General features: G+C 63.8%; 10 protein-coding genes. 9 read left to right on the top strand and 1 reads right to left on the bottom strand.

The window, feature by feature from the left end; translation table 11 throughout:
- Positions 1 to 107 precede the first annotated feature (107 nt).
- Complete coding sequence (locus tag DMP07_RS07085; protein ID WP_123198448.1) at positions 108 to 1,016, bottom strand: LysR family transcriptional regulator; 909 nt, start codon at positions 1,014 to 1,016, stop codon at positions 108 to 110.
- A gap of 217 nt (positions 1,017 to 1,233) precedes the next feature.
- Between DMP07_RS07085 and DMP07_RS07080 the strand changes: the two genes are divergently transcribed.
- The 9 genes from DMP07_RS07080 to feoB all read left to right on the top strand — a co-directional run bounded on the left by DMP07_RS07080 (position 1,234) and on the right by feoB (position 13,158).
- Positions 1,234 to 3,003: an FAD-dependent oxidoreductase gene (locus tag DMP07_RS07080; RefSeq protein ID WP_244594913.1), complete on the top strand. Its 1,770-nt coding sequence runs from the start codon at positions 1,234 to 1,236 to the stop codon at positions 3,001 to 3,003.
- A 299-nt stretch (positions 3,004 to 3,302) separates the two neighbouring features.
- Positions 3,303 to 4,295 (top strand): ferrochelatase, encoded by a 993-nt coding sequence (hemH, locus tag DMP07_RS07075; protein WP_123198447.1) that lies wholly within the window; start codon positions 3,303 to 3,305, stop codon positions 4,293 to 4,295.
- Positions 4,296 to 4,440: 145 nt separating this feature from the next.
- On the top strand, positions 4,441 to 5,109 hold the full coding sequence (larE, locus tag DMP07_RS07070; protein WP_244594912.1) for an ATP-dependent sacrificial sulfur transferase LarE: 669 nt from the start codon (positions 4,441 to 4,443) through the stop codon (positions 5,107 to 5,109).
- Positions 5,110 to 5,118: 9 nt separating this feature from the next.
- Positions 5,119 to 5,895 (top strand): nickel pincer cofactor biosynthesis protein LarB, encoded by a 777-nt coding sequence (gene larB / locus DMP07_RS07065; RefSeq protein ID WP_123198446.1) that lies wholly within the window; start codon positions 5,119 to 5,121, stop codon positions 5,893 to 5,895.
- 41 nt (positions 5,896 to 5,936) lie between these two features.
- Positions 5,937 to 7,292: a nickel pincer cofactor biosynthesis protein LarC gene (gene larC, locus DMP07_RS07060; RefSeq protein ID WP_148039655.1), complete on the top strand. Its 1,356-nt coding sequence runs from the start codon at positions 5,937 to 5,939 to the stop codon at positions 7,290 to 7,292.
- A gap of 3 nt (positions 7,293 to 7,295) precedes the next feature.
- Positions 7,296 to 8,177: a MerR family transcriptional regulator gene (locus tag DMP07_RS07055; RefSeq protein ID WP_123198444.1), complete on the top strand. Its 882-nt coding sequence runs from the start codon at positions 7,296 to 7,298 to the stop codon at positions 8,175 to 8,177.
- A gap of 277 nt (positions 8,178 to 8,454) precedes the next feature.
- The gene (locus DMP07_RS07050) at positions 8,455 to 9,675 is read left to right on the top strand and encodes an MFS transporter (protein ID WP_123198443.1); all 1,221 of its coding nucleotides are present in this window, start codon (positions 8,455 to 8,457) and stop codon (positions 9,673 to 9,675) included.
- Positions 9,676 to 9,886: 211 nt separating this feature from the next.
- A complete protein-coding gene (locus tag DMP07_RS07045; protein ID WP_123198442.1) occupies positions 9,887 to 10,786 on the top strand; it encodes a DUF2797 domain-containing protein in 900 nt (299 codons plus the stop codon).
- Positions 10,786 to 13,158 (top strand): ferrous iron transport protein B, encoded by a 2,373-nt coding sequence (gene feoB / locus DMP07_RS07040; RefSeq protein ID WP_123198441.1) that lies wholly within the window; start codon positions 10,786 to 10,788, stop codon positions 13,156 to 13,158. Before DMP07_RS07045 ends, feoB begins: the two co-directional genes overlap by 1 nt.
- Positions 13,159 to 13,233: the final 75 nt, after the last annotated feature.

Here is a 13,233-nt window from a genome sequence, read left to right as displayed (position 1 = left end):
TCTGCGCGGCATGCCTCATGCATGGCGAAGCATACTCCGCACGTCAGGCCTATGCCAGGCGGCATTCATGAATAGCCGCAGAGCGGCGTCTACCAGGCACTCTTTTCTTATTGCGTCGTCGCAGCATGCGAGACTTCATGCGAAAGGTACGACCAGAATGCTTTCGCTGCTTCGGAGAGCGGCGCGCCCTTTCTTTTGACTGCATAGGTGCCGAACCATGCTTCGTGTCCGATATCAACGGGCTTGAGCACATGAGTCTCCTTGTCCGTTTTTTTGACCGAGGGCGGGAAACCGAAGTAACACGCTTTCTGTCTTTCGGCCTGTTCAACGAGCATGGGTATGTCCGATGTAGTGAAAAGGATGTGCGGAGCGATTCCCGAAGCACCGCATTGCTCGATGAAAAAACGGTGCAGGTGGTTTCGTTTTCCCGTAGTGATGAACGGCTGCTTATCAAGGCTTTTCAAGGGCAGAATGTCTTCATTCGCCAAAGGGCTTTCCTTGGGCACGTAGAGATATATTCCCGTCTTCACCACTAAGAGCGTATCGAAATCTTGCAGATGGCAGGGAGCCGACCCGACGATGGCCACATCGGCCTCTCCTTCATCGGCCATGTCGAGCGCAGTTTCCGTGGTCACCTCTTCGAGCGACAGAAGGATATCGGGGTTTGCGCGCTGGAATCGTGCGATGGCGTGATGCGGCAGCGATAGCATGACGCCATGCGCGACCGCGATCGAGAGTGACTGCTGCTCTTGACTTTTTTTCTGGTTTGAAAACCGTGAAGCAAGCTCTTCGAAAGACGAAACCACCGGCGCAGCGGCCCTTACGAATGCCTCGCCTGTGTTCGTGGTCTTCAGCCGCCCTCCTACTCCCTGGAAAAGAGGTCGCCCTATTTCGGATTCGAGATTCTTGATAGCTTTGCTTAGGCCTTGGCGCGAAACGAATAAGGCGTCTGCGGCTTTGGTATAGCTTCCGCGCCTAGCCACTTCTACGACGTATTCGAGTTGCCGTATCTCCATGATGCCCCTCCTTGCAGCATGTTTACGGTGTAACGGTTTTATAGCGCAGGGAACGTGGTGCGGCAATGGGGCGGGAGGACGGCCTGCTGAGTGCAACGGATTGCTGCGCTCCGGGCAACGGGAAGCTGCTCGTTAAGGGCGCCTGCCACTTCTATGATTCTAGGAAACGGGGCGGCTTCGGATGCCCCTGCATGAAAAGTTCCAAGGAGGGTTTGCGATGAAGGGAATGGAAAATGCTGCGAATAAGGGGTTTTCGCGTCGTGATTTTCTGAAGTTCGGAGCTGTTGGCGCAGCAGGCGCTGCTGCGGTAGGACTTGCGGGTTGCTCTTCTCCCAAGCCTGCTCAGGATTCCGGCGCCGCTTCCGGCGGACCGACTGAAGGCGCTGTCGATTCCGGCGATGCTGTTTTGAAGCTCACCGATTCCATGCCTAAATGGTCGTTCATGGTTCCTCCCGATCCTATTTCCGACGACGAAATCGTCGAAACCGTCGAAAACGACATCATCGTGGTCGGAGGCGGTATGTCCGGATTCACGACGGCTGTTTCTGCCGCTGAAAACGGAGCGAAGGTCACGCTGTTTTCCGCTGCGAGCGCTCCTATTTCGCGTGGCGGATCGAACTATGCGCGCAATTCCAAGGTCATGGAGGAGCTGGGAATCGAGCCGTTCGACCCTGTTCCGTTTTATTACCACGAGATGCGTGCAGCTTCGTTTGCTATCGACCAGCGCAAATGGATGAAGGGGTACAATCATTCAGAAGAGGCTATGAACTGGATGATCGACATCGCGCGCGAGGCGGGTCTTGAAGTGATCATGGAGCGTGATAACACGTTCGATATGGGTCCCAATTACGCGCACGCGTTCTCTACTGAGGGCGATTCGACCATGGTCTCCACTGGCCAGCAGGGCGCGGTGGAGGCGCTTGAAGCCAAGGCGAAGGAATACGGCGTCGAAATCATTTACGACACCAAGGCAGAACAGCTTATTCGCGAAGAGGGCGCAGAGGGCCGCGTGACGGGCGTTGTGGCCTCGAAAATGAACGGCGGCGGCTATGTGAAGTTCGTGGCTCGCAAGGCGGTCGTTTTGGCAACCGGAGACTTCTCCAACGACAAGGAGATGCTTGCGGCCTACTGCCCGCAGGTGCTGCCTCTTGTCGGCTACGAGCAAGGTGAAATCGATTACAACACAAGTTTCAATTTGACTGGAATCTATGGAGGCGATGGTCAGAAAATGGGCCTATGGGCGGGTGCTGCTTGGCAGCATGCCTATCCCGCAGCGCCCATGATGCAGGGGGCATGGGGCGGTAGCCATGAGCCGTGCGGTTTTCATATGGGGCTGAATGTCAACGACAATACCGAGCGCTATCAGCGCGAGGACATCTCGTCACCGTATAGCTCCAATCATCTGCTCTCTCAGCCCAATAACGAGGCATGGGGTATCTGGACGGCCAATTATCCGCAGGCGATTCTGGATAAAGGACATGAGTGGTACACCTTCGGAATGGACTACACGCTTCCCCCGCTGACTCCCGAAGAGCTTGTTTCCATGTGGGATGCGGGCGTGGAAGACGGCTCGTACTATAAGGCCGATACGCTTGATGACCTCGCATCTCAGCTGGGGCTCGATGCTGATAAGCTGAAAGCCGTCGTCGCTCGCTATAACGAGCTGTGCGACAAGGGCGTCGACGAAGATTTCTATAAGAACCCTGATTTCATGGTGCGCATCGATGAGACCGGTCCGTTCTACGCGGCGCGCAATTACGCAATGTTCATGACTGTTATGGGCGGTTTGCGCACGAGCGTCGATATGGAAGTGTGTGACGAGAACGACAAACCTATTCCCGGTCTGTTCAACGTCGGTGCCATGGTCGGCGATATGTATGCCAACACATACAACTTCGCCATTCCGGGCAATAGTTACGGCATCAACTGTCTGACGTTCGGATACCTGCTTGGCCGCGATCTTGCGCAGGGCAAGTTCGACGCGTAAAGATTCGAGCCCTAAAGCCGTCCAGTGCTGCCGCGGCATGCGGCGGCACCGCATTTAACGGCTGCGTGCAATGACGAGATTCCCCTCCCGAAGACGGCTGCCGGATGGGTGTGACCTAGGTCGCTCCGTTCGACAGCCGTTTTTTGATGCCTCTCATAGCCCGTTCGGGGTACGCATTTCGACGTAAATAAGGCGCTTGAAAAGGCGTTTTCTCCTGAACGTCGTTCGAAATACTATAGTTGGCCGCGCGCTGCTCGAAGCGCGTATCGAACGATGCTTTAAAAGGGGAAGAATCTGTCATGCTTGGAATCCTGCTGATGAACACCGGCACGCCCGACGAACCGACGCCCGAGGCGATCCGTCCGTATCTGAAGGAGTTCCTGTCCGATCGCAACGTGGTGGACATGCCGCCGTTTCTGTGGCGGCCCATTTTGAACCTGTTCATCCTGCCCAACAGGCCGAAGAAGACGGCGCCGCGCTATCGTGCGTTCTGGACGCCCGAAGGAAGCCCGTTTCTCATCGATTCCCGCGCCCAGTGCGAAGCCGTGGAGCGCTGCGCGTCGTCGATCGCAGGCGAGTCCGTCGTCGTGCGCCTCGGCATGCGCTATGGAAGCCCGTCGATCGAGGCGGGCCTGCGCGAGTTGCGCGAGGCCGGGGCCGACCGCATCGTGGGTCTTCCGCTATATCCGCAGAACACGCGCGCTTGCACGGGAACGTGTCGTGAGGAGTTCGACAGGGCATTGGCCGATTCGGCGTTCGATGGGACGGATTCGGCCTTCGTCGAAGAATACTGGAGCGCGCCAGGCTATATCGAGGCCCTGGCGGCATCGGTTCGTCGCTCATGGGCGCATGTCCCGGGTTCGAAGCTGGTTGTTTCGTTTCATTCGGTTCCCGTGTCGTTCGCCAAGCGCGGCGACACCTACGTGGAGGCGACGAAGGAAACGGCGCGTCTTCTGGCCGATGCGCTCGGGATGCGCGCGTCCGACGTGTCGGTGGCGTACCAGTCGCGTTTCGACAGCAGGAAGTGGCAGGGCCCCATGCTCGTGCCCGAGCTGGAGCGTTTGGCCGCAGCGGGAGTGCGTGACGTGGCGGTGGTGTGTCCGGGATTCTCGGTCGATTGCATCGAGACGTCGTTCGAGGTGGAAATCGAAGCTGCGCAGGCGTATCGCGCGGCGGCGCAGGCCGCGGGCGTCGACGACGCGCGCTTCGCGTACATACCCGCCCTCGGCGCCGACGAGACGTGCATGGGCGCGCTGGCCGAGCTGGCGGTGCGCGCGGGGCGCAAGGCGTAAGGACGCCTGTTTTTCATGCGACGCGCGCCTTGCGGGGACGCGCGGCGCCGAGTTCGCGTAAAGTGGTCGAAAACGTTTTGAAGAAGCGGGCAGCTGCGGCGGTTCGGCACGGCGTGCCGCAGGGCCATGTCGCGAAAGGTGCGCCATGAAGATCGCCGAAGCGAATACATACGGCAGCGATGCGAGGGCCGCAGGCGCGCCCGTCTGCGGCGAGGCCGCGCCGCCGTCGTGGCGCGATGCGCTTGTCGGCCTCGACCGCACGGCGCGCTACGGCCTGGCGTTTTCGGGTGGATGCGATTCGTCCTTTCTGCTGGCCGCCCTGGTGAACGGCGGGGTCGACGTGAAGGCCTATATGGTCATGACGGCGTTTCAGGCGCCGTTCGAACGTGCCGACGCGCAGCGCGTGGCGCGCGAGACGGGCGCCGATTTCGAGGTTATCGAGGCCGACATCCTTTCGCAAGCCGACGTTTGCGCCAACGCTCCTGACCGCTGCTACCGCTGCAAGCGATTCATCTTCTCGACGATTCTCGACGCCATGGCGCGCGACGGGCGCACGGTGCTGCTGGACGGCACCAACGCGTCGGACGACCCTGCCCGCCGCCCCGGGTTCCAGGCGCTGGCCGAGCTGGGCGTCGTTTCGCCCTTGCGCCGGGCGGGATTCACGAAAGACCAGGTGAGAAACGCATCGCGCGCGCTCGGCGTTTCGACGGCCGACAAGCCGAGCTTCTCGTGCCTGGCCACGAAGGCCCCCGTAGGCGCGCCTCTCACGCAGGCGGCGCTTAATGCGGCGGCCCGTTCGATCGAAACGGCATAGGGGGCGGCTATGGAAAAGAAGGAACTCGAAGCGCTGTTCGCGGCCGTGGCGGCGGGCGAGATAGACGCCGCCGAGGCGGCCGCGCGCGTGCAGACCGCGCCGTTTCGCGACCTGGGGTATGCCAAGCCCGACATGCAGCGCGGCGTGCGCCAGGGCGTGTCGGAGGTGGTGTACGGCGCCGGCAAGACGGCCGCGCAGATCGCGGGCATCGCGGGCGCCCTGCGTTCGGCGGGGCAGGAGCGCGTGATGGCCACGCGCGTCGATGCCGACAAGGCCGCCGAACTCGAGGCCCTGCTCGCGCCCGAGGACCGGGCGTGTTTCTCGTATCGCGCGGATGCGCGCATGGCCGTCGTGGGCGGCGTTCCCGAGCCCGACGGCAACGGCTATGTGGTCGTGGCCGCGGCGGGCACGAGCGATCTGCCCGTGGCCGAAGAGGCGGCGCTGACGGCCGAGATGCTGGGAAGCCGCGTGGTGCGCCTCTACGACGTGGGCGTGGCGGGCATCCATCGCCTGCTGGCGCATGCCGACGACATCGCCCGTGCCCAGGCGGTGGTGGCGGTGGCCGGCATGGAAGGCGCGCTGCCGAGCGTCATCGGCGGCATGGCGTCGTGTCCGGTAATCGCGGTGCCCACCAGCGTGGGCTACGGAGCCTCGTTCGGCGGGGTCACCGCGCTTTTGGCGATGCTCAACTCGTGCGCGAGCGGCGTGTCGGTGGTCAACATAGACAACGGTTTCGGCGGCGGCTATCAGGCCGCGCTTATCGACCACGCGCGCGTGCGCGCATAGACGCGGCGAAGAAGGAAAACGGAGGTCTGCTCGTGGGAACCATGCTGTATCTGGAATGCGCAGCGGGAATAAGCGGCGATATGACGGTGGCCGCGCTGCTTGATTTGGGCGCGCGCGAGGCGGTGATGTGCACGGCGCTGGAGAGCCTGCCCGTGGAAGGCTTCGACGTGCGCGTGTCGCGCGTGAAGAAGGCGGGTTTGGACGCGTGCGATTTCGCGGTGCTGCTGGACGAAGCGCATGAGAATCGCGATCACGACATGGAATATCTGCACGGGCCGGCGCCCGCGTGCGACGATTTCCACGACCACGACCACGACCACGACCACGACCACGACCACGACCACGACCACGACCACGACCACGACCACGACCACGACCACGACCACGACCACGACCACGCGCATCGCGGCCTGCCCGAAATAGACGCCATCATCGACGCGGCCGCCATGAGCGAACGCGCGAAGGCCGTCGCGCATCGCATCTTCGCCATTTTGGCCCAGGCCGAGGCGCAGGCTCACGGCGTGCCTGCCGACCAGGTGCATTTCCACGAAGTGGGGGCCGTCGATTCGATTGTCGACATCGTGGCGGCCGCCGTGTGCCTGGACGATTTGGACGTCGACGGCGTGGTGGTGCGCGGTCTGACCGAAGGCCGCGGCACGGTGCGCTGCCAGCACGGCGTGCTTCCCGTTCCGGTGCCCGCGGTGGCCAATATCGCGGCGCAGCATGCCATTCCGCTTTCGATCGCCGACGTGCAAGGCGAGCTGGTCACGCCGACGGGCGCGGCAATCGCCGCTGCGGTGCGCACGGCCTCTGAGCTGCCGGAACGCTTCATCGTGCGAAAGACGGGCATCGGCGCGGGCAAGCGCTCCTATGCCGTGCCCAGCATGTTGCGGGCCATGCTGATCGAAGACGCCGGGTCCTGCGCGAGCGCGGCCGACGCCTCGACGCCTCATGGCGGCCCGTTCGTGTGGAAGCTCGAGACCGAAGTGGACGATTGCCCGGGCGAGGCGCTCGGATACGCCATGGAGCGCCTGTTCGCGGCGGGCGCGCGCGAGGCGCACTACGCCCCCGTGTTCATGAAGAAGAACCGGCCGGCGTATCAGGTCCAGGCGCTGTGTGCCGAGGAAGATATCGCCGCTCTCGAGCAGGTGCTGTTCGAAGAAACCACGACGATCGGCATTCGCCGCACGCCGATGGAGCGCACGGTGCTGCCGCGTGAAATCGTGCAGGTTTCTACGACGTTCGGCCCCATGCGCGCCAAGTGCGTCGCGATGCCCGACGGCACGCGGCGGCTCTATCCCGAATACGAAGACGTGGCCGCCGCGGCCCGCGCGCAGGAGCTGCCGTACCAGGACGTCTATCGCGCGGCGCTCGAGGCCTGCGCGAAGGACGCATAGGCCATGCGAAGCAAAGAAGTGGCCGACCTTGCGGGCGTGACGGTGCGCACGCTGCGGCATTACCACCATATGGGGCTTCTGCCCGAGCCTCCCCGCGCCGCCAACGGGTACCGCGTCTACGGCGCCACCGATGTGGCGCGTGTGCTGCGCATCAAACGTCTTGCGTCGCTGGGCGTCTCGCTGCAACAGGTCAAGGAAATGCTCGACGAAGAAGGCCCCGGCGCCGCCGCGCAATCGGGCGACGAGGCGCTCGCCGCGCTCGATGCCGAACTGGCCGAGCGCATCGAGCATCTGCAGGAGCAGCGCCGCATCATCGCTGAACTGCGGGAACGTTCGATCGCGCCCGACGTTCCGCCCGTTTTCGGCGAACACGTCGCCCGCCTGAAGGCGGCGGGCGCAAGCGCGCGCTTCGTCGAAACCGAGCTCGCGGGCCTGCTTTTGGTGGACCGCTTGATCGCGACGGGTTCGGACGAAGCCGAATCGGTGGTGCAGTTCTTCGAGCTGCTGAGCGAATCGAACCGGACCGATCGCTACGTGCAGCTCAACGAGCGGCTTTACGCGCTGCCCGCCGATGCCGCCGAGGCCGACCGCCAACGCCTCGCCGACGATTTCGTCGCGTTCATGCTGCCGCTGCTCGAGCGGGGCTGCGAGCGCTACGGATGGGAGCTTTCGCGCGAGCGGATCGAGGCCATGGCGTCTCCGTCCGGCTTGGCGTTCGCCGGCTCCGACTCGGGCGGCCTGCCCGGAGCGGGGGAAGGCGAAGGCCTGGTCAACGACGTGTTCGACATGTACGACATGGAAACGCTCAATGCTGCCCAGCGCGATATGAGCGAGCGGGTGTCGGCCGGCGTGTTGCGGGCGCTCATGGATCGCCTTGCGTCGTAGGCGCGCCGCATTCGCCCGCCGCGCGGCCTCTTCGGGCTTTCGTCGGCATGCGCCCGCCGTGCTGCGTCATGTGCGCATGCACTTCTTCGCGCTTCGCCGCCTGCGGCGCGCGGTATGCCGGCGGGGCAGATGCATCACGCGTGGCGTCTATTCTTCGTTTGTGTCGGCTTTGTGTATCGCAACGCAGCTGCCGGTCGGCGCATTGACTATGACGTTACGTCATAGTTTTTCATAAGGGGTGTCATCACGATATCGTCGGTCGAGAAAGGAACCCCTCATGGCGAAGCTGCGAGCCACCTTGCCTTTTGTCATATCGAACTCGTTTTCCCTGCTAGGTAATTCGATCGCGGGCGTCGTGCTGCCGCTCGTGCTGCTCGCCAAGACGGGCGACGCCCTTGCCGCAGGCACGCTCGCTATCGTGTGCGCCGTGCCTCAGGTTCTGGCGGGCGTGTTCGGCGGCGCGCTGCTCGACCGCATGAACAGGCGCGACCTTTCGGTGATTTCCGACATCATCTCGGCCGCGTCGATCGCGGCGCTTCCGATCATCGACGCCACGGTGGGCCTGTCGTTCGGCTGGTTCGTTTTGTGCGGCGTCATCGGCGCGGTGGGCGATATCCCCGGCATGACGGCGCGCGACACGCTGCTGCCGGCCGTGGTCAAGCACGACGGGCTCGAGCTGCAGAAGTTCATGGGCGTCGCCCAGTCCGTCGAAAACCTCGTCGTCATCGTGGGCCCCGCCGTCGCCTCGATGGGTATGGGCCTTCTGGGCTCCGCGAACACGCTGTGGCTGACGGCCGCTATGTCCACGATCGCCGCCGTGGTCACGCTGTTCGTGCCGCGCGCCGTGGGCGTTCCCGCAAAGGCCGAGGAGATGAAGAAATCCGACACGGGCCTGGTCAAGACGGCTTTGGCATCCACCAAGGAAGGCGTGCACGTCCTGTTCGCAAGCCATCCCGTGCTGCGCGCGTCGGTGGTCTTGGGCATGTTGATCGTCATCGTCATGGGAAGCTATCAGGGCATGGTGCTGCCCGTGTTCTTCACGCAGGAGAACGCCCCGACGCTTCTGGGCTACGTGCTGTCGGCCATGTCGGTGGGCGCGCTCATCGGCTCGCTCGGCTATGCGAAGTGCGCCTACTCGCTCAAGCGCCGCACATGGTATGTGGTCTCGTTCGTCGGTATGGCGTTCGGCGTGGCGGCGTTGGGTTCGCTGTGGTCCTACGAGGTGCTGTTGCTGGGCGCGGCGCTTCTGGGCCTGGCCTCGGGCCCGGTGTCGGCTCTGTTCGGCTTCTTCGTGTACGGCCTGATCCCCGACGAGCATCGCGGCGCCGCGCTCGGCACGCAGAACTCGCTGATGCTGGTGGTTACGCCGGTGGCCGTGTTCGCCACTTCGATCGTGATCGAAATCGTCGGCGTGGGCACGACCTCGTTCGTCCTTGCGGTCGCCTGGATCGCGCTTACGGTGTACGCGCTCGCCATGAAGGCCATGCGCGAAATCTAGCTCGGCACGCGGTCGTTTCGGCCGGGCCGCTGCGACGAGAGGAAACGCCCTGCGGGGCGTTTCCTCGTTTCGGGACGCGTGCGCCGCCCGCGCGGGTTCGCGCTGCTTGTTTTCTGTGGTCGCGGGGGTTTCGCCATGCGCGCGCCGCAGCTGTTTTATGATGCGCAGCGAAAAACAGCTATGAAGGCGCACGACGCGCGAGAGGTGAACCATGCCGCGTTTCTTTCCCGAATCCACCCTGGTGTTTTCGGGCCTGGGGTACGGCCCCGAAGGCCCTTATTTGCAAATGAACGATCTCGAGGCGCAAAAGCAGATGCGCCTGCCGGTGCTGGGGCGCACGTTCACGCTCAAGAAGCTGCCCAAGCGCTACTGCATCGGCCCCTTCGACCTGAAAACCTACGAATCGGGCGCATGCCCGCTTATGACGGAGCTGCCCGAGGCGTCCACCTATAGCGACGATATGTGCCCGGCGTGCCGCGAGGCCACGGGCTTCAACCCCGCGTTCTATAACGCCGACGCCATTTCGCCGCAGCAGCGCGCCTATAACCTGACGCCGCACTTCGTGTACATGGCGTATTTCTCGCCGGCCCATTTGAAGGTGGGCATCTCGTCGGAGACGCGCGGTATCGAGCGCTTGCTCGAGCAGGGCGCGCGCGTGGCGGGCATCCTCAAGCGCTATCCCAATGCCGACGAGGCCCGTGCGCTCGAGGCGAAGCTGTGCGCGCAGGACGGCATTCTGGAAACCATGCGTCTGGGCACGAAGAACAAGCTGCTCAGCGAGCCGTTCAACGCTCAGGCAGCCATCGATTGCGTGTTCGAGACGGCGCGCGCCCACGGGGTGGAGCCCGAATGCGGCGTGCTCGACCTGACGCCGTACTATTTCGGCGAAGGCGCGCAGGTGCCCGAGCTGATCCAGGTTCCCGACGGCTCGCCCGCCGATGCGTGCGCTGGCCGCTGCGTCGGCATGGTGGGCGGCACGCTCGCCCTCGAGCAGCAGGGCAACGTGTTCGCGGTGCCGGTGAAAGATTGGGAATCGCACGCGGTGGAAATAACCGTGGGCGAGATGCTCGTCGAATACGAATACGAGCCGCAGCAGATGGGGCTGTGGTAATGGCGCGCGCCACGATGACGCTCGACAGGATCGAGCAGGGCCAGGACGCGGTGATCGCATCGGTCGATTGCGTCGAGCCGTCGCTGCGCAAGCACATCCTGGACATGGGCCTGACGCCCGGCACCGAGGTGACCTTCGTCAAGTGCGCTCCGATGGGCGACCCCATGGAGGTGCGCCTGCGCGGCTACGAGTTGACGCTGCGCAAGGAAGACGCCGCGCATATCAAAGTGCGCGACATCCACGCCGCCCACAATCTGCGGCGCGTCAACCCGGCGCAGCGCAATACCGCGCATCCCGGCAAGGGCGAGTCGAAATCGTTTCGTCCGCGCGCCGGCGAGCGCGCCAAAGCGACCGACGCGCCGCTGACCTTCGCGTTGGCGGGCAACCAGAACTGCGGCAAAACCACGCTGTTCAACCAGCTCACGGGCTCGAATCAGCACGTGGGCAACTTCCCGGGCGTCACGGTGACGCGCAAGGACGGCACCATCCGCAAGCACGACGAGGCCACGGTGGTCGATCTGCCGGGCATCTATTCGCTTTCGCCCTACACGGGCGAAGAGGTGGTCACGCGCGAGTTTTTGATCGGCGAGGCGCCCGATGCGATCATCAACATCGTGGACGCCACCAACATCGAGCGCAATCTGTACCTGACGCTGCAGCTCATGGAGCTCGACATTCCCATGGTGCTCGCGCTCAACATGATGGACGAGGTCACGGCCAACGGCGGCACGGTGGATATCAACGCCCTCGAAGCCATGCTGGGCATTCCCGTGGTGCCCATTTCGGCCGCGAAAGGCGAGGGCATCGACGAGCTGGTCGACCACGCCTTGCACGTGGCCCGTTTCGTCGAACGTCCCGGCCGCCAGGATTTCTGCCGCCAGGACGGATCCGACGGCGGCGCGCTGCATCGTTGCATCCACGGCATTTCCGAGCTGGTCGAAGACCATGCCGTGCGCGCCGGCGTGCCCGTGCGCTTCGCCGCCACCAAGCTCGTCGAAGGCGACGACCTGGTGCGCGAGGCCTTGCGTTTCGACGAGAACGAGAAAAGCGCCATCGAGCGCATCGTGTCGCAGATGGAAAGCGAGGGCGGCACCGATCGCATGGCCGCGCTGGCCGATATGCGCTTCCGCTTCATCGAGGCCGTGTGCGACGCCACGGTGGTCAAGCCGTCGGAGAGCCGCGAGCACAAGCGCTCGGTGGCGATCGACCGCATTCTGACGGGCCGCTATACCGCGCTGCCGGTGTTCGTGGCCATCATGGGCGTGGTGTTCTGGCTGACGTTCGGCGTGATCGGCGCCGTGCTGCAGGATTGGATGGACGTCGCGGTGGGCTGGGTGACCGACCTGGTGGACGCCGGCCTTACGGCCTGGGGCGTCAACGAGGTGGTGCACTCCCTCGTGATCGACGGCGCGTTCGCCGGCGTGGGAAGCGTGCTGAGCTTCCTGCCCATCATCGTGGTGCTGTTCTTCTTCTTGTCGCTGCTGGAAGACTCGGGCTACATGGCCCGCGTGGCGTTCGTGATGGACAAGCTCTTGCGCAAGCTGGGCCTGTCGGGCCGCAGCTTCGTGCCCATGCTGATCGGCTTCGGCTGCTCGGTTCCCGCCATCATGGCCACGCGCACGCTTCCGTCCGAGCACGACCGCAAGATGACCGTCATGCTGACGCCGTTCATGAGCTGCTCGGCGAAGCTTCCCATATATGCGCTGTTCACGGCGGTGTTTTTCCCTGATCACGCGGTGATCGTGATGATCGCGCTCTACCTGATGGGCATGGTCGTGGGCGTGCTGGTGGCGCTCGTGCTCAAGCGCACGGCGTTCAAGGGCGACCCCGTTCCCTTCGTCATGGAGCTGCCGAACTATCGCATGCCGTCGCTCGGCAACATGGGCCGTCTGGTGTGGGACAAGGCGAAAGACTTTCTGACCCGCGCGTTCACGATCATCTTCTTGGCGTCGGTGGTCATCTGGTTCCTGCAGACGTTCGACATGCGCCTGAACGTGACGGCCGATTCGGCCGACAGCCTGCTCGCCATGCTGGGAGGCCTGATCGCACCGGTGTTCGCGCCGCTCGGGTTCGGCGATTGGCAGGCCTCCACGGCGCTGGTCACGGGCTTCGTGGCCAAGGAAAGCGTGGTGAGCACGCTCACGGTGCTGCTGGGCGGCGCTTCGGCCATCACGGCTTTGTTCACGCCGCTGACCGCGTTCGTCTTCTTGACGTTCGCGCTGCTGTACACGCCTTGCGTCGCCGCCGTCGCGGCCGTGAAAAACGAGCTGGGCGTGAAAAGCGCCGTTGCGGTGGTGTTGATGCAGTGCGGCGTGGCGTGGGCGGCGGCCTTCATCGTGAAGGCGGTCGGCACGCTGCTCGGCCTGGCGTAGGGCGCGTCGCCGGTGTCGTTCGTCATCGGGAATGCAACGGATGCCGACGCGCGAGGTTGCGCCACATGTCGTGAC

Source organism: Slackia faecicanis, from assembly GCF_003725295.1.
GTDB lineage: Bacteria > Actinomycetota > Coriobacteriia > Coriobacteriales > Eggerthellaceae > Slackia > Slackia faecicanis.
The sequence above is the reverse complement of the archived record's forward strand: the minus strand, read 5'-3'. Positions and strand labels throughout refer to the sequence as shown.

What these genes read in the sequence shown, in the direction of transcription:
- DMP07_RS07085 (WP_123198448.1), bottom strand. Translation starts at nt 1,016, where the DNA reads ATGGAGATACGGCAACTCGAATACGTCGTAGAAGTGGCTAGGCGCGGA.
- DMP07_RS07080 (WP_244594913.1), top strand. Translation starts at nt 1,234, where the DNA reads ATGAAGGGAATGGAAAATGCTGCGAATAAGGGGTTTTCGCGTCGTGAT.
- hemH (WP_123198447.1), top strand. Translation starts at nt 3,303, where the DNA reads ATGCTTGGAATCCTGCTGATGAACACCGGCACGCCCGACGAACCGACG.
- larE (WP_244594912.1), top strand. Translation starts at nt 4,441, where the DNA reads ATGAAGATCGCCGAAGCGAATACATACGGCAGCGATGCGAGGGCCGCA.
- larB (WP_123198446.1), top strand. Translation starts at nt 5,119, where the DNA reads ATGGAAAAGAAGGAACTCGAAGCGCTGTTCGCGGCCGTGGCGGCGGGC.
- larC (WP_148039655.1), top strand. Translation starts at nt 5,937, where the DNA reads ATGCTGTATCTGGAATGCGCAGCGGGAATAAGCGGCGATATGACGGTG.
- DMP07_RS07055 (WP_123198444.1), top strand. Translation starts at nt 7,296, where the DNA reads ATGCGAAGCAAAGAAGTGGCCGACCTTGCGGGCGTGACGGTGCGCACG.
- DMP07_RS07050 (WP_123198443.1), top strand. Translation starts at nt 8,455, where the DNA reads ATGGCGAAGCTGCGAGCCACCTTGCCTTTTGTCATATCGAACTCGTTT.
- DMP07_RS07045 (WP_123198442.1), top strand. Translation starts at nt 9,887, where the DNA reads ATGCCGCGTTTCTTTCCCGAATCCACCCTGGTGTTTTCGGGCCTGGGG.
- feoB (WP_123198441.1), top strand. Translation starts at nt 10,786, where the DNA reads ATGGCGCGCGCCACGATGACGCTCGACAGGATCGAGCAGGGCCAGGAC.